19 protein-coding genes, 1 tRNA gene and 1 other RNA gene are annotated in these 22,455 nt (G+C 71.3%); 14 read left to right on the forward strand and 7 right to left on the reverse strand.

Translation table 11 applies throughout. From position 1 onward, the window contains the following. Positions 1 to 9 precede the first annotated feature (9 nt). From EV190_RS03910 to EV190_RS23265, 3 genes are all read left to right on the forward strand, one after another. Positions 10 to 678 carry a YdcF family protein gene (locus EV190_RS03910; protein WP_133739969.1) on the forward strand — a complete coding sequence of 223 codons (669 nt, stop codon included), beginning with the start codon at positions 10 to 12 and terminating at the stop codon, positions 676 to 678. Beyond that, the gene (locus EV190_RS03915; RefSeq protein ID WP_208113009.1) at positions 668 to 1,396 is read left to right on the forward strand and encodes a WbqC family protein; all 729 of its coding nucleotides are present in this window, start codon (positions 668 to 670) and stop codon (positions 1,394 to 1,396) included. Before EV190_RS03910 ends, EV190_RS03915 begins: the two co-directional genes overlap by 11 nt. Positions 1,397 to 1,639: 243 nt before the next feature. Then, positions 1,640 to 1,915 (forward strand): hypothetical protein, encoded by a 276-nt coding sequence (locus tag EV190_RS23265; protein ID WP_166655341.1) that lies wholly within the window; start codon positions 1,640 to 1,642, stop codon positions 1,913 to 1,915. A gap of 217 nt (positions 1,916 to 2,132) precedes the next feature. On the opposite strand, the gene EV190_RS23645 is transcribed toward EV190_RS23265, so the two are convergent. Then, positions 2,133 to 2,432 (reverse strand): hypothetical protein, encoded by a 300-nt coding sequence (locus EV190_RS23645; protein WP_208113010.1) that lies wholly within the window; start codon positions 2,430 to 2,432, stop codon positions 2,133 to 2,135. A gap of 1,406 nt (positions 2,433 to 3,838) precedes the next feature. Next, a tRNA-Ser gene (locus tag EV190_RS03935) sits at positions 3,839 to 3,926 on the reverse strand. A 103-nt stretch (positions 3,927 to 4,029) separates the two neighbouring features. Here EV190_RS03935 and ffs point away from each other — a divergent pair. The 8 genes from ffs (at position 4,030) to EV190_RS03975 (ending at position 14,295) form a co-directional block, all read left to right on the forward strand. After that, positions 4,030 to 4,125: signal recognition particle sRNA small type (ffs, locus tag EV190_RS03940), an RNA gene on the forward strand. A 165-nt stretch (positions 4,126 to 4,290) separates the two neighbouring features. Further along, complete coding sequence (locus EV190_RS03945) at positions 4,291 to 6,333, forward strand: DNA polymerase III subunit gamma and tau (protein ID WP_133739971.1); 2,043 nt, start codon at positions 4,291 to 4,293, stop codon at positions 6,331 to 6,333. Between the two features lie 224 nt (positions 6,334 to 6,557). Then, entirely contained in the window at positions 6,558 to 10,124 is a 3,567-nt protein-coding gene (dnaE, locus tag EV190_RS03950) for a DNA polymerase III subunit alpha (RefSeq protein WP_133739972.1), read from the forward strand. A 103-nt stretch (positions 10,125 to 10,227) separates the two neighbouring features. Further along, the gene (locus tag EV190_RS03955) at positions 10,228 to 10,560 is read left to right on the forward strand and encodes a YbaB/EbfC family nucleoid-associated protein (protein ID WP_133740175.1); all 333 of its coding nucleotides are present in this window, start codon (positions 10,228 to 10,230) and stop codon (positions 10,558 to 10,560) included. A gap of 100 nt (positions 10,561 to 10,660) precedes the next feature. Continuing rightward, positions 10,661 to 11,260, forward strand: a complete 600-nt coding sequence (gene recR / locus EV190_RS03960) for a recombination mediator RecR (RefSeq protein ID WP_133739973.1) — start codon at positions 10,661 to 10,663, stop codon at positions 11,258 to 11,260. Positions 11,261 to 11,480: 220 nt separating this feature from the next. Further along, positions 11,481 to 12,752: an aspartate kinase gene (locus EV190_RS03965; RefSeq protein ID WP_133739974.1), complete on the forward strand. Its 1,272-nt coding sequence runs from the start codon at positions 11,481 to 11,483 to the stop codon at positions 12,750 to 12,752. Next, positions 12,749 to 13,807 (forward strand): aspartate-semialdehyde dehydrogenase, encoded by a 1,059-nt coding sequence (locus EV190_RS03970; RefSeq protein WP_133739975.1) that lies wholly within the window; start codon positions 12,749 to 12,751, stop codon positions 13,805 to 13,807. The genes EV190_RS03965 and EV190_RS03970 overlap by 4 nt, the downstream gene beginning before the upstream one ends. Before the next feature lie 260 nt (positions 13,808 to 14,067). After that, positions 14,068 to 14,295, forward strand: coding sequence for a hypothetical protein (locus EV190_RS03975; protein ID WP_133739976.1), 228 nt, complete (start codon positions 14,068 to 14,070; stop codon positions 14,293 to 14,295). A 115-nt stretch (positions 14,296 to 14,410) separates the two neighbouring features. On the opposite strand, the gene EV190_RS03980 is transcribed toward EV190_RS03975, so the two are convergent. Further along, complete coding sequence (locus EV190_RS03980) at positions 14,411 to 15,130, reverse strand: GntR family transcriptional regulator (protein WP_133739977.1); 720 nt, start codon at positions 15,128 to 15,130, stop codon at positions 14,411 to 14,413. 263 nt (positions 15,131 to 15,393) lie between these two features. Between EV190_RS03980 and EV190_RS03985 the strand changes: the two genes are divergently transcribed. Next, positions 15,394 to 15,984, forward strand: coding sequence for an NADAR family protein (locus tag EV190_RS03985; protein ID WP_208113011.1), 591 nt, complete (start codon positions 15,394 to 15,396; stop codon positions 15,982 to 15,984). Here the strand turns inward: EV190_RS03985 and EV190_RS03990 are convergent. Both EV190_RS03990 and EV190_RS03995 read right to left on the reverse strand, forming a co-directional pair. Next, the gene (locus EV190_RS03990) at positions 15,929 to 16,561 is read right to left on the reverse strand and encodes an HXXEE domain-containing protein (RefSeq protein WP_208113012.1); all 633 of its coding nucleotides are present in this window, start codon (positions 16,559 to 16,561) and stop codon (positions 15,929 to 15,931) included. The two genes, EV190_RS03985 and EV190_RS03990, sit on opposite strands and share 56 nt — an antisense overlap. 142 nt (positions 16,562 to 16,703) lie before the next feature. Continuing rightward, positions 16,704 to 16,898: a hypothetical protein gene (locus EV190_RS03995; RefSeq protein WP_133739978.1), complete on the reverse strand. Its 195-nt coding sequence runs from the start codon at positions 16,896 to 16,898 to the stop codon at positions 16,704 to 16,706. Between the two features lie 277 nt (positions 16,899 to 17,175). Between EV190_RS03995 and serS the strand changes: the two genes are divergently transcribed. Beyond that, on the forward strand, positions 17,176 to 18,444 hold the full coding sequence (serS, locus tag EV190_RS04000) for a serine--tRNA ligase (protein WP_133739979.1): 1,269 nt from the start codon (positions 17,176 to 17,178) through the stop codon (positions 18,442 to 18,444). A gap of 67 nt (positions 18,445 to 18,511) precedes the next feature. Here the strand turns inward: serS and EV190_RS04005 are convergent, their stop codons facing one another. Beyond that, positions 18,512 to 19,063 carry a bacterial proteasome activator family protein gene (locus tag EV190_RS04005; protein ID WP_133739980.1) on the reverse strand — a complete coding sequence of 184 codons (552 nt, stop codon included), beginning with the start codon at positions 19,061 to 19,063 and terminating at the stop codon, positions 18,512 to 18,514. 52 nt (positions 19,064 to 19,115) lie between these two features. Then, positions 19,116 to 20,102, reverse strand: coding sequence for an NAD(P)H-quinone oxidoreductase (locus EV190_RS04010; RefSeq protein ID WP_133739981.1), 987 nt, complete (start codon positions 20,100 to 20,102; stop codon positions 19,116 to 19,118). A 282-nt stretch (positions 20,103 to 20,384) separates the two neighbouring features. Between EV190_RS04010 and EV190_RS04015 the strand changes: the two genes are divergently transcribed. Beyond that, the gene (locus EV190_RS04015) at positions 20,385 to 22,421 is read left to right on the forward strand and encodes a MinD/ParA family ATP-binding protein (RefSeq protein ID WP_133739982.1); all 2,037 of its coding nucleotides are present in this window, start codon (positions 20,385 to 20,387) and stop codon (positions 22,419 to 22,421) included. Positions 22,422 to 22,455: the final 34 nt, after the last annotated feature.

The following is a 22,455-nucleotide window of genomic DNA, read 5'->3' on the forward strand; positions in this document are numbered from 1 at the left end:
GAGAGACACGTGAGCGACAACCAGCAGGCCATCACCGAGGACCAGTGGCACCGGGCCGCGTTCATCTGGGACTACCACCAGATGCACCACCGGTTGCGGCCCGTCGACGTGGCAATCGGCCTGGGCAGCCATGACCTCGGCGTCGCCACGCACTCCGCCGAGCTGTACCGCGCCGGACTCTTCCCGACCCTGGTCTTCACCGGCGGCAACAGCCCCACCACCGCCAAGGTCTTCCCACGAGGCGAGGCCGTCCACTTCCGCGAGCACGCCATCGACCTCGGCGTACCCGCGGAGGCGATCCTGCTGGAACCGGACGCCGGCAACACGGGGCAGAACATCACTCTCTCCCGTCAGGTCCTCGCCGCCGCCGATATCCACCCGACGACGGTGCTGCTGGTCTCCAAGCCCTATATGGAACGGCGGTCGTTCGCGACCGCCCGCAAGCTCTGGCCCGACGTCGAGATTCTCTGCGCGTCGGAGCCGTTGGAGCTCGACGACTACGTGAAGTCCATCGGCGACGAGAAGCTCGTCCTGGACATGCTCGTCGGCGATCTCCAGCGGGTCATCGAGTATCCGAAGCTCGGATTCGCCATCGAGCAGGAGGTCCCGGAGGACGTGCATGCAGCGTACGAATCCCTCATCCGTGATGGCTTCACCAGCCGTCTCATTGCTTCCTGACCTGCCGAAGTCGGGCGGGCTGTGTGCCATCCGCCAGCCCAATCTGTTGCCGAGACTGACGACGCTGACCAAGCTGTTCGCGGCGGGCTACTGGGTCGTCCTGGACGACGTGCAGTTCACCCGCCACGACTACCATCACCGAGCCCACCTCGGCGACCTCGACGAACCGGACCGTCGGCAGTGGATCACCGTCCCTACCCGCCTCCCCCACGGACGTCCGACGCTCATCCGGGACACGTTGATCGACAATCTCGACCGGGCCTGCCGCAAAACTGCGGGGATGCTGCGGCAGTACTACGGTGCGAGCCCTTACTGGCCCGCACTCGCACAGGCCCTGGCCCCAGTACTGGATGCCTTCGGTACGGGCAGGACCGCCACGGTCGCCGAAACCTCCACGCGTGCTCTGCTCGGCCTGCTCGGCTGGCAGGGCAAGATCCTCACCAGCAGCGATCTGCCCTCCCGGCCGGGCCGCTCCCAGTGGCTCGCCGATCTCTCCGCCATCACCGGTGCCCGCGCCTATCTCTGCGGAACCGGCGGCATGACGTACCTCCATCCGGCATCGTTCGCCGCCGAGGACATCGCTATCACGCCGTTTCGGCCGCCGACAACCGGCACCTGGTCCTCCGATTGGAGTCTCAGTTCGCTTGGGGTATTGGCAGCACTCGGCCCGCAGGAGGTGGCCGCCATCATGCAGAGGCTCGCCTTGGACCACGTCTGATGGCGGCCGCCGCTTGACCGCGGCCTGTTGGCGACTGTTCCGGATCAGCGGTGTGCGCGGATCGGCCGACTCGTGGGAGTAGCGGCAGGCACCGGCGGCAGGTCGTTGGGGGAAGGGGTGCCGAAGACTGATGCGGTAGTGCTTCGTAGGCGGGCTGCCTCGGCACGGAGATTGGGCGCGGGCGGGCCTGTGGGCGGTGCCGAGCTCTCGGCGGGCGGCGGCTTCCTTGAGGAGCTGGGGGGCGTGGCCGCCGACTTCGGCGTCGGCGAGGACGGTGGCGAGGACCGGCCCGGTCGGGTGGCTCAGGTCGGGGAGATAGCGAGGGAGCAGTGGGATTACGAGGCGGGTGCTGGCATCCAGCTCATCCGCCACGAGATCCCCGACCGCCGGTTGGTGCACCATGCCCATGCCGTGTTCCTGGCGGGAGGCGAACGGCTCAACGTCGGAAGTCCTGCCCAATGGTCAACGTGGGCCTGGGAATTCGAGTCCGGCCTGTACACGGACCTCTCGGTGCGTTAGCACACTTCGCGTCGCCCAGGCCAGGAGGTCGAGGCCCAGGTGCGTGGCACAGACAAGGACGCCGTCTCGTCGGTCTACGTGGAGGCGTGCGCACAGGCTGTGGACCGTGCGCACCCCCGACACGTACGGCGACGGTCAGAGGCAGGGGCCGTCGTTCCTGTGAAGGGAACCGAATACGGGGCCTCGACCAAGTTGGTCGGGGCGCTGTTCGTCACATTCAGCTGGGAAGCCCGAGCTCCTTCAGATACGTGAGGCGAGCATTTATGGCAGCCGAGAAGTGCCGCCAGTCGAGGCTGTTCACCAGTTCGACGGGCTTAGGATCCTCGGCTGAGGACGTGACATAGCAAGCGGCGTACCAGGTTGCGAAGTCGATTGCTTCGGGAGCACCGAACGCCCGCGTGGTATCGGCTGCCACTGCAGCGCCTTGAGGGCGGTTGGAGATGAGCGTGATCGCAGGGTAGGCGGAAACCTGGTCATCGAAGGCGTCGACGTCGTGCATGACCAGAACCAGGTCCATGCTGAAGCTCTTGGTCACCAGCTGGCGAAGTCGGCGACCGTATTGATTACGCATCCAACGGTCCGCACAGATGAAGCCCAACTGTCCGCCTGCGCTGAGGCTCCGGAGGGCGACTCGTAGAAGCCGACATAGATGTCCGCCCGACCGCCCATGGTGGGGCATGCATGGCGGTAGACGGCCATCCGGTCATCGGGGATGTCTTCGAGGCGGATGTCGGGTGGGTTCCCGACCACGTAGTCCGCTCCGTGGGCCGACTCGGGCTGGAGCAGATATGGGGTTTCCGGCGCGGGGGTGTTTGGCGTGCTGGTGCTTTGGGTGAGTCGTTCGGCCTCACGTCCGCGAACCGCGAGGTGACGGCGGGCGGCGACGGCGGGTGAGGGTCGAGGCCGCGCCCACGACGTCCGTTGCGTGGGGGTTCCGCTGACGGTCTTGGGCTTTCTGCCCGTTTCGGGGCTTGGAAGGGCGGAAAGCCCATGATCGTTCCGGGAGGGCGGGACCGGCCCTCGAACCGCCGCGTCACGGACATCCGGCGGTTATGCGCGGGCCTCCGGCCCCGCCCGCCGTCGCCGCTCGTCGTAACAGGCCCTGAGGGGACCCCGCCCCGGCAGAGCCCCGAATCACCCCCGCGCCGGAACCCCCATAATCGCCCTGCTCAACCCAGGCTGCCGCCACATCCCGGGCTTCCTCTGGTTGCCATCCCTCGTCGACCAGCTGCCACTCAACGACCTCACGGCTGGCTTGGACGTTGCGCTCCAGTAGACCGAGAGCGCGAACGGCCCCGAGCGCGTCACCGATAGGACGGTTCTGCTTGCGGCAGGACGCGCTGATGCGTTGCGCGACAACTCCTAGGAATGCTCCTGAGCCACAGGCCGGCTCAATGAGTTTCACGTCACAGAGCGCCTTGTCCGCCGTGTAGCCCACGAGGTCGAGGGTCAAGTCGACCACCCAGCGTCGCGTGAAGACCTCACCGTGCTCCACGGCCTCCTCGGGGACAGCGGGAAGGGTGCGGAGGGCGGTGTCGAAGAACAGGGGAGCGGCCACATCTCGCCCCTGCTAGGGACAATTTCAGCTGCGTGAGTTATCCGCAGGGGAGTGAGTGTTCAGCTCCCGGATGCGTGGAACCGGGTTACTCTGCCCCAATGCGGTGGATCCGTACGGTGTTCTACGGCGGCGCGAAGAAAAGTGCCTCGTTCCCTGCCCAAGTGCGATGAGCGACCGCCGCTGCGACGCACTGCTCCTGAAGCTGCCTTCGGACGGCGGGAACGATGTCGCAGAGCGAAGCTGGCCGGACGCCCGCCGAGGAATCCCGGTGCGGCCGACCAACTGAGACTAAAACTAAGACTACGAACGTCGAAGGGCCCCACCGCTCGCGGTGGGGCCCTTCGACTTCGTGCCCGGTGAGGCACTGGCGGAGGATACGAGATTCGAACTCGTGAGGGCTTGCACCCAACACGCTTTCCAAGCGTGCGCCATAGGCCTCTAGGCGAATCCTCCGCAGACAACTCTACACGGGCCGCGCCGGTGCTCCGAACGGATGAGCGGGGGCGTGTCAGGGGCGGTCCGGTTCGCGGCACTCCCGTGATCCCTATATGCTGGGGGCAGCCCCTCGTGCGGCGTCACCTTATGAACCTCCCCAGGGCCGGAAGGCAGCAAGGATAAGTAAGCTCTGGCGGGTGCGCGGGGGGTCTTTTCGTGTCTCGGGACACCCCCGGTCCCCGCGTCCTCGCCCCTCCCAGCGGGCGATCCGGGCGAAGCCGCCCCCAGCTGTCACCGGCGCAGGGTTGAATGGGTGGCGTGGGCCCGGCCGGGGTCCGACAACCGCACAGTGCCGGTTCGCGGAGGGAGCAGTGAGCACGCCGTGAGCATCGCCCTGTATCGCAAGTACCGCCCCGCGACCTTCGCCGAGGTCCGTGGGCAGGAGCACGTCACCGAGCCGCTGCGCCAGGCGCTGCGCAACGGCCGGATCAACCACGCCTACCTGTTCAGCGGTCCGCGCGGCTGCGGCAAGACCTCCAGCGCGCGCATCCTGGCCCGCTCCCTCAACTGCGAGCAGGGCCCCACCCCCGACCCGTGCGGGGCGTGCGACTCCTGCGTGGCGCTGGCGCCCGACGGCGGCGGCAGCATCGACGTCATCGAGATCGACGCCGCCTCGCACGGCGGCGTGGACGACGCCCGCGACCTGCGCGAGCGCGCCTTCTTCGCGCCCGTGAACTCGCGCTACAAGGTCTACATCATCGACGAGGCGCACATGGTGACCCGCGAGGGTTTCAACGCGCTGCTGAAGCTCGTCGAGGAGCCGCCGCCGCACCTGAAGTTCGTCTTCGCCACCACCGAGCCCGAGAAGGTCATCGGGACGATCCGGTCGCGCACCCACCACTACCCCTTCCGGCTGATCCCGCCGAGCACGCTCCGCGAGCTCATGGAGCAGATCCTCGGCGACGAGGGCGTCCCCTTCGACCCGGCGGCGCTGCCCCTCGTGGTCCGGGCCGGCGCGGGGTCCGCGCGCGACTCGCTCTCCATCCTCGACCAGCTGCTCGCGGGGTCGGACGAGAACGGCATCACCCGCGAGGGCGCGGTCCAGCTCCTCGGCTACACCGACTCCGGCCTGCTGGGCGAGATGATCGACGCGTTCGGCGCGCGCGACGGGGCGGCCGTGTTCGGCCTGATCGACCGCATGGTCGAGGGCGGGCACGATCCCCGCCGGTTCGCCGCCGACCTGCTGGAGCGCGCCCGCGACCTCGTGGTCCTGGCCGCGGTGCCCGACGCCCTGGACAAGGGCCTGATCAACGTCCCGCCCGACGCGGTCGAGCAGATGCGCGAGCAGTCCGTCCGGCTCGGCCCCGCGGAGCTGACCCGCGCCACCGAGATCCTCAACACCGGCCTGACCGAGATGCGCGGCGCCACCTCCCCGCGCCTGCTGCTGGAACTGCTGTGCGCCCGGATCCTGCTGCCCGGCGCTGCCGGAGCCGAGGACGGGACCGCCGTGGCCGCCCGGCTGGAGCAGCTGGAGCGCCGCGTCGCCTCCGGCGTCCCGGCGGCACCGGCCGCCCCGGCGCACCACGCGCCCCCCGCCCCGGTCGCGCCCCCGCCCGCTCCCGCCGCCCCGCCGGTTCCCCGGCACTCCCCCGAACCCGCCGCGCCGACGCCCCCCGCCCGCCCGGAACCGCGCCGCGCCCCCGCCGACGACTGGGGCACGCCGCCTCCCGCTCCCGCGCCCGCTCCCGCGCCGGCCCCCGAGCAGGCGCCGCCCGCCGTGTCCCGCCCGTCGGGCGGCCTGCCCGACGCCAGCGCCCTGCGCGGCGCCTGGCCGCAGATCCTGGAGGCGGTCAAGCGCCGCCGGAGGTTCGCCTGGATGATCCTCACGGGCAACGACGTGCAGGTGATCGGGGTGGACGGCAACACCGCCCAGCTCGGGTTCGCCAAACCCAACGACGCCAAGGGCTTCTCCAACAGCGGCAGCGACAAGGTGGTCGCGGGCGCGATCCAGGACGTGCTGCGCGTGGAGATGCGCGTCGTCGCGCTGGCGGGCGGCGGAGCCCCGCCGTCGGCCCCGTCCCGCGTCCAGCGCCAGGCCGCCCCGCAGCCCCAGCCCCCCGAACCCGCGATCGTCGACTCGCCTCCGCCGCCCCCGGCACCGCCGCGCAACGAGGGGTGGGACACCCAGCCCCCGCCGCCCGACGACGGCTGGGACGACGCCCCGGCGCGCCGACGCCCCGAACCGGCCCCCCAGCCTCCTCGGAGCGCCACGCCGCCGCCCGCTCCCGAACCCGCCGACGACGCGCCCCCCGGCCCGGAGGACGCCGTCGAGAACGACCTCGACGAGGCCGCCTTCACCGGTTCCCTCCTGATCGAGTCCGAACTGGGCGGAAAAGTCATCGAGGAGATCGACAACACGGCCTGACACCCGCTTCCCTCGGTGATCTTGACGTTTCCGGGGTCTCGGACGCGGTTGAGACCCCGGAAACGTCAAGATCACCGAGGAGAACGGGAGGCCGCCCCACCCTCCGTCAGCGCGTGGTCCGCGCGCTCGCCGGACGGCTGTCTCCGGTGCGCGGTAGCGTTGGGAAAGTCGTAGGCTCATGACTCGCCATCCGTCCATCGAGCCGCGTTTGGGGTAGTCGCGTCGTGACGACAGATTCCTTCGTCCACCTGCATGTCCACACCGAGTACTCGATGCTGGACGGCGCCGCCAAACTCAAGCCGCTGTTCGCGGAGGCCGCCAGGCTGGGGATGCCCGCCGTGGCGATGACCGACCACGGGAACATGTTCGGAGCCTACGAGTTCTGGAGCCAGTCCAAGGGCTCGGGGGTCAAGCCGATCATCGGCATCGAGGCGTACGTCGCCCCGGAGTCGCGGTTCCACAAGCAGCGGGTGTTCTGGGGGCGGGGCAAGGACGGCGGCGACACCTCGGCGGAGGGCGGCAAGGACGTCTCCGGCGGCGGCCGGTTCCTGCACCTGACCATGACGGCGCGCAACGCCCAGGGGCTGCGCAACCTGTTCCGGATGTCGTCGATGGCCTCCATCGAGGGCTACTACACCAAGCCCCGCATGGACCTGGAGCTGATGTCCAAGTACAGCGAGGGCGTCACCGTCACCACGGGCTGCCCGTCGGGCGGGGTGCAGACCCGGCTGCGCCTGGGCCAGGAGCGCGAGGCCATGGAGTACGCCTCGACGCTCCAGGACATCTTCGGGCGCGAGAACGTGCTCATGGAGCTGATGGACCACGACCTCGGCATCGAGCGCGACGTCCGCAACGGGCTGCTCAAGCTCGGCAGGGAGCTGGGCATCCGGCCCGTCGTCACCAACGACTCCCACTACGTCACCGAGGACCAGGCGGCCGCGCACGACGCGCTGCTGGCGGTGGGCGTGGGCAAGAACCTCGACGACCCCACGCGCTTCCGGTTCAACGGCTCGGGCTACTTCCTCAAGAGCGCCGAGGAGATGCGCGGCATCAACTCCTTCGAGGAGTGGGCCGAGGGCTGCCGGAACACCCTGTGGGTCGCCGAGCAGGTCGAGGACGGCGCCTACGACGAGGTCTTCAAGCACCGCGACCTGATGCCGCGCTTCCCCGTGCCCGAGGGGGAGAGCCAGTCGAGCTGGCTGCGCAAGGAGGTCGAGCGCTGCCTGCCCAACCGGTTCCCCGACGGCGCCGACCAGGAGACCCGGGACCGGATCGAGTACGAGCTGAGCGTCATCGAGGAGATGGGCTTCCCCGCCTACTTCCTCGTCGTCGCCGACATCTGCCAGTACGCGCGCAAGTCCAGGATCGCGCTGGGCCCGGGCCGCGGTTCCGCCGCGGGGTCGATGATCGCCTACATCCTGGGCATCACGGACCTGAACCCCATCCCGTACGGCCTGCTGTTCGAGCGGTTCCTCAACCCCGAGCGCGTCACCATGCCCGACGTCGACCTGGACTTCGACGAGCGCAAGCGCGGCGACATGATCCGCTACGTCACCGAGCGCTACGGCGACGAGCGCGTGGCCCAGATCCTCACCTTCGGCACCATCAAGGCGAAGGCGGCCATCAAGGACGCCAACCGCATCCTCGGCTTCCCCTACGCGCTGGGCGACAAGATCACCAAGGCGTTCCCGCCCGCCGTGATGGGCAAGGAGATCTCGCTCTCGGCGGTCTACGACGAGGGCGACCCCCGGCACCACGAGGCCGGCGAGCTGCGCCAGATGATCGAGTCCGAGCCCGACGTCCGCAAGATCTACGAGACCGCCAGCGGTATCGAGGGGCTGACCCGCGGCACCGGCGTGCACGCGGCCGGGGTCATCCTGTCCGCGGAGCCGCTGCTGGACGTCATCCCCATCCACAAGCGCGACGCCGACGGCGCCATCATCACCGGCTTCCCCTACCCTCAGTGCGAGGACATGGGCCTGCTGAAGATGGACTTCCTCGGCCTGCGCAACCTCACGATCATGGACGACGCCGTCCAGAACGTGAAGGCCAACGAGGGCATCGACCTCGACCTCCCCAGCCTGCCCCTGGACGACAAGGCCACCTACGAGCTCCTGAGCCGCGGCGACACCCTGGGCGTCTTCCAGTTCGACGGCGGCCCCATGCGCAACCTGCTCAAGCGCATGCAGCCCAAGTACTTCAGCGACATCTCCGCGGTCAGCGCCCTGTACCGGCCCGGTCCGATGGCCGCCAACGCCCACAACGACTACGCCGACCGCTCGAACGGCCGCCAGGAGATCACGCCGATCCACCCGGAGCTCAAGGACGCTCTGGACCCGATCCTCGGCGAGACCTACCACCTGCTCGTGTACCAGGAGCAGATCATGGCGATCGCCCAGCAGCTCGCCGGGTACACCCTGGGCGGCGCGGACCTGATGCGCCGCGCGATGGGCAAGAAGAAGAAGGAGGCGCTGGAGAAGGAGTACGTCACCTTCCGCGCCGGGATGCTGGAGAAGGGCTTCTCCGAGGAGGCCATGCAGGCCCTGTGGGACGTCATGCTCCCGTTCTCCGGCTACGCCTTCAACAAGTCGCACTCCGCGGCCTACGGCGTCGTCTCCTACTGGACCGCCTACCTCAAGGCCAACCACCCGGCGTCCTACATGGCCGCGCTGCTCACCTCGGTGGGCGACGACAAGGACAAGATGGCCGTCTACCTGGCCGAGTGCCGCAAGATGGGCATCAAGGTGATGCCGCCCGACGTCAACGAGTCGGGCCTGCGCTTCACAGCGGTCGGCACGGACGTGCGCTTCGGGATGGGCGCGGTCCGCAACGTGGGCGCCAACGTCGTGGCCTCGGTGGTCAAGACCCGCGAGGAGAAGGGCAAGTTCTCCTCGTTCGTGGACTTCCTGTCGAAGATCGAGGTCACCGCCTGCAACAAGCGCGTCATCGAGTCCCTGATCAAGGCGGGCGGGTTCGACTCCCTGGGCCAGCCGCGCCTGGACCTCTACCGCCACCACGAGACGGCGGTGGACGCCATGATCGGGGCCAAGAAGCAGGAGGCCAACGGCCAGTTCGACCTGTTCGGCGGGGGCGACGACGCCGACGGGGGGTCCGCGCCCATCGGGCTGGACATCAACTGGCGCGAGGAGGAGTGGGACCGCAAGACCAAGCTCGCGTTCGAGCGGGAGATGCTGGGCCTGTACGTGTCCAGCCACCCGCTGGCCGGCGCCGAGCGCATCCTCGCGCGCTCGCGCGACGTGGCGATCCTGGAGGTCGTCAACGGCGAGCGCCGGGGCAACGACGAGGTGCGCGTCGCCGGGCTGATCTCCAAGGTCGAGAAGCGGGTGAACAAGGCCGGCAACCAGTGGGCGATCGCCACCGTCGAGGACCTCGACGCCGCGATCGAGGTGCTGTTCTTCCCCAAGACCTACCCGCTGTACGTGGACGCCCTCGTCGAGGACACCGCGGTGACCGTCAAGGGCCGCGTCAACGACCGCGACGGCACCTACTCGATGTTCGTCTCGGAGATGTCCATCCTGGACATCTCGCACGTCTCCGAGGGCGAGCCGCCGGTCCTGCTCACCATCCCGGAGAAGCGCATCACCAAGGAGCTGGTCGGCGACCTCAAGCAGGCGCTGCGCAGCCACCGGGGCGACACCCCCGTGCGGATCAAGGTGGACAACCCGCTGCGGTCGCGGATCTTCGCCGTCGACGACTACCCGGTGCGGGTCGGTCCGGAGTTCTCCGGCGAGATCAAGAGCATCCTGGGGCCCGACGCGATCCTGTACTGACCCGGACCCGGCCGCGCGGGGCGGTCCCCGCGCGGCCGAGCGGATACGCTCGGGGACACGGACATCGCAGGCAAGGAGCGGATCAGTGAACCCTGGCGGCGGAATGGACATGCAGGCGATCCTGCAGCAGGCCCAGCAGATGCAGCAGCAGCTCATGGCCGCTCAGCAGGAGCTGGACGAGGCCAAGGTGGAGGGCACCTCCGGTGGCGGGCTGGTCACCGTCACCGTGAGCGGGCGCGGGCAGGTCGAGGACATCAGGATCGACCCCAAGGCGGTGGACCCCGACGACGCGGCGGACACCGCGCAGACCATCGCGGACCTGGTGCTCGCGGCCATCCGCGACGCCGAGCGCCTGGTGGACGAGATCCAGCAGCAGAAGATGGGCCCGCTCTCGCAGGGTCTGGGCGGCGGGATGCCGGGTCTGCCCGGTTTCTGACCCGGGGCGGGTACTCCGGGCCGGCGGGGCCCCGGCCGGGTCGGCGGCCCCGCTTCCTTGGGCTACCTTGGTAACCGAGCACTCCACGAGTAGGTAGGCGATGTACGAAGGCGCGGTCCAGAATCTGATCGACGAGCTCGGGCGGCTGCCCGGCGTCGGTCCGAAGAGCGCGCAACGCATCGCCTTCCACCTGCTCTCCGCCGAGACCGCCGACGTCAAGCGGCTGGTCGGCGCGCTCGTCGAGGTCAAGGAGCGGGTCCGGTTCTGCTCGGTGTGCGGCAACGTCGCCGAGGAGAGCGAGTGCCGGATCTGCCGCGACCCCCGCCGCGACACATCGGTCATCTGCGTCGTGGAGGAGTCCAAGGACGTCGTGGCCATCGAGCGGACGCGGGAGTTCCGCGGCCGCTACCACGTGCTCGGCGGCGCGATCAGCCCCATCGAGGGCGTCGGCCCCGACGACCTGCGCATCAAAGAGCTCATGACGCGCCTCGCGGACGGCCAGGTCACCGAGCTGATCCTGGCCACCGACCCCAACCTGGAGGGCGAGGCCACCGCCACCTACCTGGCGCGCCTGCTCAAACCCTTGGGGCTGAGAGTCACCCGGCTCGCCAGCGGGCTGCCCGTGGGCGGCGACCTCGAGTACGCCGACGAGGTCACCCTCGGCCGGGCCTTCGAAGGCCGCCGGTCCCTGGACTTCTGACCGGTCTCAGCCCCCTCGCCCCAGAGCACGCGAAGTGTTCTCCCGAGCGGAGCCCTGCCCCGACCGGGAAGCATTTTGCGTCATTCATGCGTATTCGTCCGTCTCATGGGTAGGCCCTCGGCTCGGCGACCACAGGCCGGTCGGCCAGGTCCCATGAGAAACCCGATCGCTAGACTCTCTGGTTGATTACCTTGAACCCAACTCCTCAGGAGCGCCGACCGTGGCTCTGATCGTGCAGAAGTACGGTGGTTCTTCCGTGGCTGACGCGGAAGCCATCAAGCGAGTGGCCCAGCGGATCGTCGCCCAGAAGAAGGCCGGATACGACGTCGTCGTGGTGGTCTCCGCCATGGGCGACACCACTGACGAACTCCTCGACCTCGCCCAGCAGGTGACGCCGCTGCCGCCGGGCCGCGAGCTCGACATGCTGCTCACGGCCGGTGAGCGCATGTCGATGGCGCTCGTCGCGATGGCCATCGGCAACCTCGGCTACGAGGCCCGCTCGTTCACCGGTTCGCAGGCGGGTGTCATCACCACGTCCCTGCACGGCAACGCCAAGATCATCGATGTCACGCCGGGCCGCATCCAGGGCGCCATCGACGAGGGCGCCATCTGCATCGTCGCCGGCTTCCAGGGGGTGTCCCAGGACAGCAAGGACATCACCACACTCGGCCGCGGCGGCTCGGACACCACGGCCGTCGCGCTCGCCGCGGCGCTCGACGCCGACGCGTGCGAGATCTACAGCGACGTGGACGGCGTCTTCACCGCGGACCCGCGAATCGTCCCCAACGCCCAGCGCATCCCCAAGATCTCCTACGAGGAGATGCTGGAGATGGCCGCCTGCGGCACCAAGATCCTGCACCTGCGCTGCGTGGAGTACGCCCGGCGGTACGGCATCCCGCTGCACGTACGCTCGTCTTTCAGCCAGAAGCCCGGTACCTGGGTCGTCTCGGAAGTTGAGGAAACCGAAGGCATGGAACAACCGATCATCTCCGGCGTCGCGCACGACCGGAGCGAGGCCAAGATCACGGTCGTGGGCGTCCCCGACCGCGTCGGCGAGGCGGCCGCGATCTTCAAGGTCCTCGCCGAGGCCGAGATCAATGTCGACATGATCGTGCAGAACGTGTCGGCGGCCTCCACCTCGCGCACCGACATCTCCTTCACCCTTCCCGCCGACTCCGGCCAGACCGCGCTGAGCGCGCTGAAGAAGATCCAGGAGAAGGTCGGCTTCGAGTCGCTGCTGTACGACGACCAGATCGGCAAGGTCTCCCTGATCGGGGCCGGGATGCGGTCCTACCCCGGCGTCACCGCGCGGTTCTTCGACTCCGTGGCCCGCTCCGGGGTCAACATCGACATGATCTCCACCTCGGAGATCCGCATCTCGGTCATCGTCAGCCAGGACGGCGTCGACACGGCCGTCGCCGCGGCGCACACCGAGTTCCAGCTGGACGCCGACCAGGTGGAGGCCGTCGTTTACGGAGGTACCGGCCGATGAGCAACCGTCTTCCCACCCTCGCCGTCGTCGGCGCCACCGGCGCCGTGGGCACCGTCATGCTGGACATCCTCTCTACCCGCGAGAACGTGTGGGGCGAGATCCGGCTGATCGCCTCGGCCCGCTCCGCGGGACGGAAGTTGACCGTACGCGGCGAGGAGGTCGAAGTCCAGGCTCTGACCCCCGAGGTCTTCGACGGCGTGGACGTGGCCATGTTCGACGTCCCCGACGAGGTCTCCAAGGAGTGGGCGCCGGTCGCGGCCGCGCGCGGCGCGGTCGCCGTCGACAACTCGGGCGCGTTCCGGATGGACGCCGACGTGCCGCTCGTGGTGCCCGAGGTCAACGCCGATCAGGCCCGCAACCGCCCGCGCGGCATCATCAGCAACCCGAACTGCACCACGCTGTCGATGATCGTCGCGCTGGGCGCCCTGCACCGGGCCTACGGGCTCACCAACCTGGTGGTCAGCTCCTACCAGGCCGCGTCCGGCGCGGGCCAGGAGGGCATCGACACCCTGCACGACCAGATCGCCAAGGCCGCCGCCGACCGCACGCTCGGCAGCCGCGCCGGCGATGTCCGGGCCGCGGTGGGCGCCCTGGGGCCCTTCCCCGCGCCGCTGGCGATGAACGTGGTGCCGTGGGCGGGCTCGCTCAAGGACGGCGGCTGGTCGTCCGAGGAGCTGAAGGTCCGCAACGAGTCCCGGAAGATCCTGGGCCTGCCCGACCTGAAGGTGTCCGCCACCTGCGTACGCGTCCCGGTCGTCACGACCCACTCGCTCACGGTCCACGCGACCTTCGCCGACGAGGTGGACGCCGACGCGGCCCGCGACCTGCTGGCCTCGGCCCCCGGTGTGGTCGTCCAGGACGACCCGGCGCGGGGCGAGTTCCCGACACCGGCCGACGTGGTCGGCACCGACCCGACCTGGGTGGGGCGTATCCGCCGCTCCATCGACGACCCGCACTCCCTGGACCTGTTCCTGTGCGGGGACAACCTGCGCAAGGGCGCGGCGCTGAACACCGCCCAGATCGCCGAGGTCGTCGCCGGGGAGTTCACCGGCTAGCGCGGGGTTCCGGGGTCCCGCGGGATCCTTCGGCGGGCGGCGGTCCGTTCCTTCGGGAGCGGACCGCCGCCCGTTTCGGGGGTCTATGGCCCCCGATCGCAGGAGATCAACCGCACCGCTGAGGTAAAAGACTGGCAACGCCCTCCGCATTCGGGTTTTCTTTGCGCCGATTATCGGGCATTGTATCTCTCGGTAACCGAACGACTACAAAGAGCGTTCGGGCGACCGGTTGATAGTCGTCTTGGAAAGGGATGTACTCGATGCGTCGAATCATGAAGCTGGCGACGGTGGGCGCGATGAGCGTGGCTCTGGTCGGCGGAGGGGCCTCCGCGGCTCTCGCCAACGGCTACGGGGACACCGACACCAACGTGCAGTGTGTCTCCGGCCAGGAGGCCACCGGTGCCGGCCTGCTGCTCGGGCTGGGCCTGAACCTGAACCTGCTCAACTCCTACTCCTGCTCGGGCAGCAACGTCGACATCGACGACTAGCGACTGACTTCCCGGTCCGTTCCCGGACCCGGGATTCAGCACCGCCCTTGGGAGGGACGGCCGCCCCCCGCGGAGATCCGCGGGGGGCGGCCGCGTTGCTCCCCCGGACCGGTGGTCACGGCGCCCTGCGGGGCGCCTCGAACCGGTAGCCCAGCCGGCAGTGGTCCGCGGAGGCGATGAGGTCCGAGGTCTCCACCGGGCGCCGGCCGTCGAAGTGGGTGCGCCGGACCACGAGGGCCGCGGAGCCGGAAGGCAGTCCCAGGCGGTCCGCCTCCGGACCGCGCAGGGCGCGCACCGACACCTCCTCCTCGATCCGGTCGACGAAGACGCCCACCCCGGCGAGGCGGTCCGAGACGCTGAGAGCGGGCGCCGCGCCGGGCGCGCCGGACGTGTTGAGGGTGAGGGCCGCGGGTTCCCAGGAGACGTGCAGCGCGATCGGCGCGCCCCGCGCGTGGCCCAGGCACTCGGTCCGGTACAGCGTCTCGCCCGCGCGGACGCGCAGCCTGACCGCCAGCCCCCGGGCCGCGGCCTCGCTGCGGGTGCCGCGCCGTTCCACCAGGAGCGGCGCCAGCGCGGAACCGGGGCCGCTGCCGGTGCGAGGGAGCAGGTGGTCCGCCCGGGTCGCGCGCACGTAGTACCCGGAGCCGGGGCGGCTCTCGGCCAGCCCTTCGGCCACGAGCAGACGCAGCGCGTGGCGGGACACCTGCTCGCTCACCGCGTAGCGCCGCGAAAGCTGGACGCGCGAGGGCAGTCTGGTTCCGGGGGGCAGCGCACCGCCGAGAATGGGGCCGCGCAGGATGTCGGCGATCTGCTGGTAGCGCGGCTTCGCGGCCACGGCTAGCCTCGCCGGGCGGCCGGGCCCTCCGGAGGACGGTCCGCGTCTCTGGCCGGGGCCGACGGGGCGGCACGCCCGACGCGCTCTTCGAAGACTCGACGGAACCGATCCTGCCGATGTTCGCCCATGCCCCCAGTAAAGCAGTCGGACCGTCGCTCAGGGTGACGAATCCGGGGGTAGCCGTCGGTCCCGGCCGAACCGGCCGCGCGGGCCCCGGGAAAACCGGTGGAGGACCGTCGCGGCGGGGCCGCACAATGACGCCCATGACACTCCGCCCCCGTCCCCCCATGACCGTCACCGAGCTCCGGGCCCGGCATCTCCGCGGGGAGCGGATGAAGTACCTGCTCTTCCGGGGACACCGCCCCGGCGCCGACGGCTCTCCCGGTCCGGGCTGCCTGAGCCAGTGGTGGCCCGCCGCGTTCACCGTGGACGGCGTGGCCTACCGCACCGCCGAGCACTGGATGATGGCCGAGAAGGCCCGACTGTTCGGCGACGACGCCGCGCTCGCGCGCGTCCTGGCCGCGGACCACCCCCGGACCGCCAAGGAACTGGGACGCGGGGTGCGCGGCTTCGACGAGGCGGTCTGGCGTGAGCGGCGCTTCGACATCGTCGTCCGGGGCTCGGTGCACAAGTTCGCCGGGCACCCGGGGTTGCGCGACTACCTTCTCGGCACCCGCCGGCGCGTCCTCGTCGAGGCGAGTCCGCTCGACCGCGTCTGGGGCATCGGCCTGACCGCGACCGACGAGCGCGCCGGGGACCCGTCGCGCTGGCGCGGTCCGAACCTCCTCGGCTTCGCCCTCATGCGGGCCCGGGACGAACTGGCGGCCGCGCGGCGGGCCCCCGCCGGGGCGTGACCGCCGCGGCGGGGGCGGCGGCCCCGTCCCGGCTGCGGGAGCGCCGGCCTCGGGCCCTGGCGGAGACGATCGCCGAGGCCGCGGTGTGCACCGTCGCGATCGCCACGGGGAACAGCGCGGCCGCGCCCGGTCCGACGGGCACAGCGGGCACCCCCGCCCTGCGCAGCTCGCGCCACGCCCACAGCGAGAACGGCGCCGCCACGAGCGGAGCGGTCACGACACCGGGCGTGTACCCCCGGGTCGCCACCGCCGAGGCCACGTGCGAGACGGCGTGCAGGCCGAAACCGGCCAGGACGGTCTGGTAGAGGGCGCTGCGGCCGTTCGTGCGGGCCCCGTCGGCGGCGGCCGCCGCCACCAGGCAGCCCATCAGGCCGATGGAGACGTTCACGTGCTCCTGGGAGACCCTCATCCGGTCCCACACCGCTGTGGGGACCCAGGGCAGGCGCGCCTCCAACCGGGGCCGGGCCCGCTCCGCCCACGTCGCCATGGTCGCCAGTTCCTCGATGTCGTGCGCCACCCAGGCCGCGAGCAGCCCCCAGGTCGCGGCGGCCGGCACTCTGGTCTCGGAAGTAGTCACGCGCGCTCCAGTCGCCGTAGGGAGTCGGGTCCCGCTGTGGGCGACACTCTGCCAGACCGCGTTCCGCCGCCCCTCCCGGGCCCGGGCGGCTCCGCACACGGGAGCGGTGCCGCCCGGGCCCCGCCCCGACGGCACCGCTCGCCTACGAGGAGCAGACCGCCAGCGCCCGGTCGTCGTCGAACATCCACTCCTCCGCGGCCACCCGGTACAGCTCGTGCCGCAGCGCCAGCTCCAGGGCGGTGTCCCCCGGCGCGACCTCGTCGAGCCGGTCCAGCGCCGCCGAGAGCTCCTCGGCGGTCATCGAACCGACCGGCTTCCTCCCCCAGTTCCGCTTCATCTCATCCCCTTCCCGCCCCGCGGCCGAGACGGACCCGCGGGGCCGTGGCCGGTCCTCCCGGCCGGACAACGGGGCCCGCCCCCTTCGGGGCCCCGCCCGGGTACGCGCCTCCCGGTCCCATCCCCCCGGGACGCGCGCGCCCCAGCGCTCCTGACGAGCGCGCCGCGCCCCCATGACGCGGACTCCCAACGATGTCCTTCGACGGAATCGTGGATCCCATCGTTCCAGGAAGCTACGACAATGTGTCCTCGGTCCGCATGACCGGTACCCTGCTCACGTGATCGACCTTCGTGCTCTACGGGATGACCCCGACCGGCTGCGGACCTCGCAGCGCGTCCGCGGCGAAGACGACTCCGTCGTCGACCGGCTGCTCGACCTGGACTCTCGGCACCGCTCCGCGCTGACGCGCTTCGAGTCGCTGCGCGCCGAGCAGAAGAGCGTCGGCAAGTCCGTCTCCCGGGCCTCCGCGGAGGAGCGGGAGGCCCTGCTGGCCCGCGCCAAGAGCCTGTCCGCAGAGGTCAGGACGGCCGAGACCGAGGCCGAGTCGCTGTCCGGCGAACTCACCGCGCTCCTGGGCACCGTGCCCAACCTGGTCGAGGCCGGCGCGCCCGAGGGCGGTGTGGACGACTTCACGGTCGTCGAGGAGGTCGGCGTCCCGCGCGAGTTCGACTTCACCCCGCGCGACCACCTGGAGCTGGGCGAGATGCTCGGCGCCATCGACACCGACCGCGGCGCCAAGGTGTCGGGGGCGCGCTTCTACTTCCTCACCGGCGTCGGCGCGATGCTGGAGCTGGGCCTGCTCACCATGGCCATGCAGCGGGCGGCCGCGAACGGCTTCACGCCGATGATCCCGCCCGTGCTGGTCAAGCCCGAGACGATGGAGGGCACCGGCTTCCTCGGCGAGCACTCCGCCGAGGTCTACCACCTGCCCGACGACGACCTGTACCTGGTGGGCACCTCCGAGGTCCCGCTGGCCGGGTACCACTCCGGGGAGATCCTCCCCGCGGACTCGCTGCCCAACCGGTACGTCGGCTGGTCGCCGTGCTTCCGCCGGGAGGCCGGGTCCTACGGCAAGGACACCCGCGGCATCATCCGGGTGCACCAGTTCAACAAGGTCGAGATGTTCGTCTACACCCACCCCGACCAGGCGCACGAGGAGCACCTGCGGCTGCTGGCGTGGGAGCGCGAGATGCTCGACACGCTGGAGCTGCCCTACCGGGTGGTGGACATCGCGGCGGGCGACCTGGGCACGAGCGCCGCGCGCAAGTACGACTGCGAGGCGTGGGTGCCCACCCAGGGCCGCTACCGCGAGCTCACGTCCACCTCGAACTGCACGGACTTCCAGGCCCGCCGCCTCAACATCCGGTACCGCGACGCCGACGGCAGGCCCCGCTTCGCCGCCACGCTGAACGGAACGCTCGCCACGACCCGCTGGATCGTCGCGATCCTGGAGAACCACCAGCAGGAGGACGGCTCCGTGGTGGTCCCCGAGGCCCTGCGCCCGTTCGTCGGCCGCGACGTGCTGGAGCCCGTCGGCAAGAAGTGAGCGAGCCCCGAACGCCGGTGGCCCGGTCCTTCCGAAGGACCGGGCCACCGGCGTTCGACGTGCCGCGCTACAGGTACGGGCCGGAGCCTCCCGCCATGCGGTGCGGGACGTCGCCCTCGGAGGCTCCCGGGGACATGCCCGCGGGCAGCGCCTTGCGCATGTTCTCCAGCTGGGCCCGGGCCGCCATCTGCTGGGCGAACAGGGTCGTCTGGATGCCGTGGAAGAGGCCCTCCAGCCAGCCCACGAGCTGGGCCTGGGCGATCCGCAGCTCGGCGTCGCTCGGGGTCGTGCCCTCGGTGAACGGCAGCGAGAGCCGCTCAAGCTCGCTCACGAGCTCCGGGGCCAGGCCGTCCTCCAGCTCCTTGATGGAGCTGGAGTGGATCTCCTTGAGTCTGACCCGGCTCGCCTCGTCCAGCGGGGCGGCCTTCACCTCTTCGAGCAGCTGGCGGATCATGCTGCCGATCCGCATGACCTTGGCGGGCTGCTCGACCATCTCGGTGATGGGGCGCTCGTCGGACCCCGCGCCGTCGCCGTCGGGCTCCCCGGACGGGAGGTCCGTCCCGCCCGGTCCCAGAATCAGGACCTGGGGGTGCTCTTCTCGATCTGGTCCGTTGCTCATTGAACTCTCACCTTGCGACTGTTCGTATCGGGGATGGGGCGGAAAACTCGGTCTATCCGGTGCTGAGGAGGATCTTGCCGACGTGTCCGCCGGACTCCATGATGCGGTGCGCCTCGGCCGCATCGCGCAGGGGGAGGACCCGGTCCACGACAGGCCGGACCGTCCCCTTCCCGACCAGCGGCCATACTTGCCCGGCCACCTGGGACACGATCTCGGCCTTCTCCGCGAGCGGGCGTGAGCGCAGCGTCGTGGCGTGCACGGAGAGCCGCCTGACGAGCATCCGGCCCAGGTCCAGTTCGGCCCTGCGCCCGCCCATCAGGCCGATGACGACCAGGCGGCCGCCCACCGCGAGGGAGCGGAGGTTGGCGTCCAGATAGCTCCCGCCCATGATGTCGAGCACCACGTCCACTCCGGCCCCGCCGGTCTCCTCCCGCACCCTGGCGGCGAAGTCCTCGGTCCGGTGGTTGACGGCCGCGACCGCGCCGAGTTCGAGGCAGCGCGCCAGCTTCTCGGGGCTGCCCGCCGTGGTCAGGACGCGGGCGCCGCGCGCGCGGGCCAACTGGATCGCGAAGGTGCCGATACCGCTGCCGCCGCCGTGCACCAGCAGGCTCTCGCCCGGGCCCAGGGCCGCGGTCATGAACACGTTGGACCACACCGTGCAGGCGGTCTCGGGCAGCGCGGCGGCCTCCACCAGCCCCACCCCGGCCGGGACCGGGAGCAGCTGGCCGACGGGGACCGCCACCCGCTCGGCGTAGCCGCCGCCGGCGAGCAGCGCGCACACCTCGTCGCCCACCCGCCAGCCCGACCCGTCGGTGCCGGGACCGAGCGCGGCGACGCGGCCCGAGCACTCCAGCCCCGGGTACTCGGACGCGCCGGGGGGCGGCGGGTAGCTGCCCTGGCGCTGGTTGACGTCGGCCCGGTTGACCGCCGTGGCCGCCACCTCGACCAGGACCTCGCCGGGTCCCGGTTCGGGATCGGGGACCTCTCTCCAGGTGAGGACGTCGGGACCGCCGGGCTCGCTGATGGCAATCGCTCGCATGCTGATCACGCTACCCACTGCCGGGAGGAGGATCCGCCCGGCGGGCCGGTGCCGTCGGCCGAGCCCGCCCGCCGACCGGTCGCCCGGCCGGACCGCGAACACGGCGGACAAACCCCAGGCGGCCACTTCTCATCCCTTGACCGCTAGTTTTATCGTTGTTGACCCGGAGCACTACGAGCAGGCGGAGGCGTGGCTCCCCGACACGGGCAACCGCCTCCGCCTCGTCCGCGTCCGGTATGTGTGCATACGAATGGTCCTCGAAGCGCCCTTAGGAGAACCGCGGTGGCCTACAGAGAGCACGACGGTTCGGAGCACTTCGGTGCCCGCTCGCCGCGTCCGGACCACGACGAGGCCGCGGCGCCCGGTGCCGCGCGCGACGAGGACCCCGAGCGGGCGGACGAGGCCGGGCCGTCGCCCGCGGACGAGTGGTTCGGGGACGACTTCGACTCCGGGCCGATCGCGCCCCCTCCGCCCTACGCCCAACCGCAGGGACCGGCTCCGAGCCCGCTGTACCCGCCGGCACCACCGCCGTTGTCCGAACCGCGGCCCGGACTCCCCGTCCCGGACCCCGAGCCCCGGGACGCCTCACCCGAACCCCCGGCCACTCCTCCGGAGCCTCCCGCGCCCCTGCCCAAACCCCCCACCGCTCCTCCGGAGCCTCCCGCGCCCCTGCCCAAACCCCCCACCGCTCCTCCGGAGCCTCCCGCGCCCCTGCCCGCACCCCCGGCCACTCCTCCGGAGCCTCCCGCGCCCCTGCCCAAACCCCCCACCGCTCCTCCGGAGCCTCCCGCGCCCCTGCCGAAGCCCCCCGCCGCCCTGCCCAAACCCCCGGCCACGCGCCCCGAACGGGTCGGGCCCGCCCCCGAGCCGCCGCCGAACGCGGCCCCCCTGTCGCCGCTCGCCCGCAACCGGCCGCAGATCCAGCGGCTGCTCCAGGAGCCCCAGCGCCCCGCGCCCAGGCCGGTCACCGACGACGTCCCCGAGCCGGAGCCGCTCCCGCCGCTGGACTACTCGGACGGGGCGCCCTACCGGACCCCCGCGCCGAACGCGCCCGCCCCCTGGGGCGCCGAGCCGCCGCGGCCCCCCGAACCGCCGGCGGCCGCGCCGCAGTCCCCCGCCGAGCAGTGGGGGCTGACCCCTCCGCTCGGCGCGCGGCCCCTTCCCCGGCCCGAGGCGGGGCGCGACGCGCCTCCGCCGCACGACGCCTCCCACACGGGGCCCGCCCCGATGGCGCCCCCGGCCGCGCCGCAGCCCCCTCCCGTCCAGCCTCCTGCCGCCCGGCAGCCCGCACCCTCCGCCCCGCCGGTCCGGCCGCAGGAGCACCGCCCACCGCCCCCCGCCCCGCCGGGACCGGCGGCGTTCGGGCACACGCCCCCCGGCGGCACGGTCCCCGCCGAGCCGACCGGTTTCGACCCGGGCGGGACCGCGCGCCGCCGCCAGGCGCCCGCGTCGGGGTGGCGCCGGATCGTGCACTCCGCGACCTTCGGACTGGTGCATCCGGGCGACTCGCCCGCCGAACTGCGCCGTCGCGAGCTGATGGACCGGGCGCGCACCTACGTGGTGGGCGGCCACCACCGGGTGGCCGTGCTCTCGCTCAAGGGCGGGGTGGGGAAGACCACGACGACCGTGGCGCTGGGCTCGACCCTGGCCAGCCTGCGCGGGGACCGGGTGCTGGCGGTCGACGCCAACCCCGACCGCGGCACGCTCTCGGACAAGCTCCGTCTGGAGACCGCCGCGACCATCCGGGACCTGCTGAGGGAGAAGGAGACGATCTCGCGGTACGCCGACATCCGCGGGTTCACCTCGCAGGCGTCCTCGCGGCTGGAGGTGCTCGCCTCGGACCGGGACCCCGCGGTCTCGGAGGCGTTCAGCGAGTACGACTACCGGGAGGTCTCCCGGCTCCTGGAGCACTTCTACTCGATCACGCTGACCGACTGCGGCACCGGCCTGCTGCACTCGGCGATGCGCGGCGTGCTGGGGCTGGCCGACCAGATCGTGGTGGTGTCCACCCCGTCCGTGGACGGCGCGCGCAGCGCCTCGGCCACGCTGGACTGGCTGGAGGCCCACGAGTACGGCTACCTGGTGCGCGGCGGCGTGGTGGTGCTGTCGATGGTGCGCCAGGGCGGCCGGTCGAGCGTGGACCTGCGGCGCCTGGAGGACCATTTCAACTCGCGGTGCCGGTCGGTGGTGCAGATCCCCTGGGACTCTCACCTGGAGGAGGGCGCGGAGGTGCACCTCGACCAGTTGCACCCGGCCACCCGCGACGCCTATCTGGAGCTGGCCGCCACCGTCGGGGAGGCGTTCGCCTGGCCGAGGTGACCCGCGTGTGTCCCGGACGGACACGGGCGGCCGG

Origin of the sequence: Actinorugispora endophytica (assembly GCF_004363075.1) — a bacterium.
In the GTDB taxonomy this organism is placed as follows: Bacteria; Actinomycetota; Actinomycetes; order Streptosporangiales; family Streptosporangiaceae; genus Actinorugispora; species Actinorugispora endophytica.

What these genes read in the sequence shown, in the direction of transcription:
- EV190_RS03970 (WP_133739975.1), top strand. Translation starts at nt 12,749, where the DNA reads ATGAGCAACCGTCTTCCCACCCTCGCCGTCGTCGGCGCCACCGGCGCC.
- EV190_RS04010 (WP_133739981.1), bottom strand. Translation starts at nt 20,102, where the DNA reads ATGCGAGCGATTGCCATCAGCGAGCCCGGCGGTCCCGACGTCCTCACC.
- EV190_RS03955 (WP_133740175.1), top strand. Translation starts at nt 10,228, where the DNA reads ATGGACATGCAGGCGATCCTGCAGCAGGCCCAGCAGATGCAGCAGCAG.
- EV190_RS03995 (WP_133739978.1), bottom strand. Translation starts at nt 16,898, where the DNA reads ATGAAGCGGAACTGGGGGAGGAAGCCGGTCGGTTCGATGACCGCCGAG.
- EV190_RS04005 (WP_133739980.1), bottom strand. Translation starts at nt 19,063, where the DNA reads ATGAGCAACGGACCAGATCGAGAAGAGCACCCCCAGGTCCTGATTCTG.
- EV190_RS03985 (WP_208113011.1), top strand. Translation starts at nt 15,394, where the DNA reads ATGACACTCCGCCCCCGTCCCCCCATGACCGTCACCGAGCTCCGGGCC.
- EV190_RS23645 (WP_208113010.1), bottom strand. Translation starts at nt 2,432, where the DNA reads ATGGACCTGGTTCTGGTCATGCACGACGTCGACGCCTTCGATGACCAG.
- EV190_RS03975 (WP_133739976.1), top strand. Translation starts at nt 14,068, where the DNA reads ATGCGTCGAATCATGAAGCTGGCGACGGTGGGCGCGATGAGCGTGGCT.
- recR (WP_133739973.1), top strand. Translation starts at nt 10,661, where the DNA reads ATGTACGAAGGCGCGGTCCAGAATCTGATCGACGAGCTCGGGCGGCTG.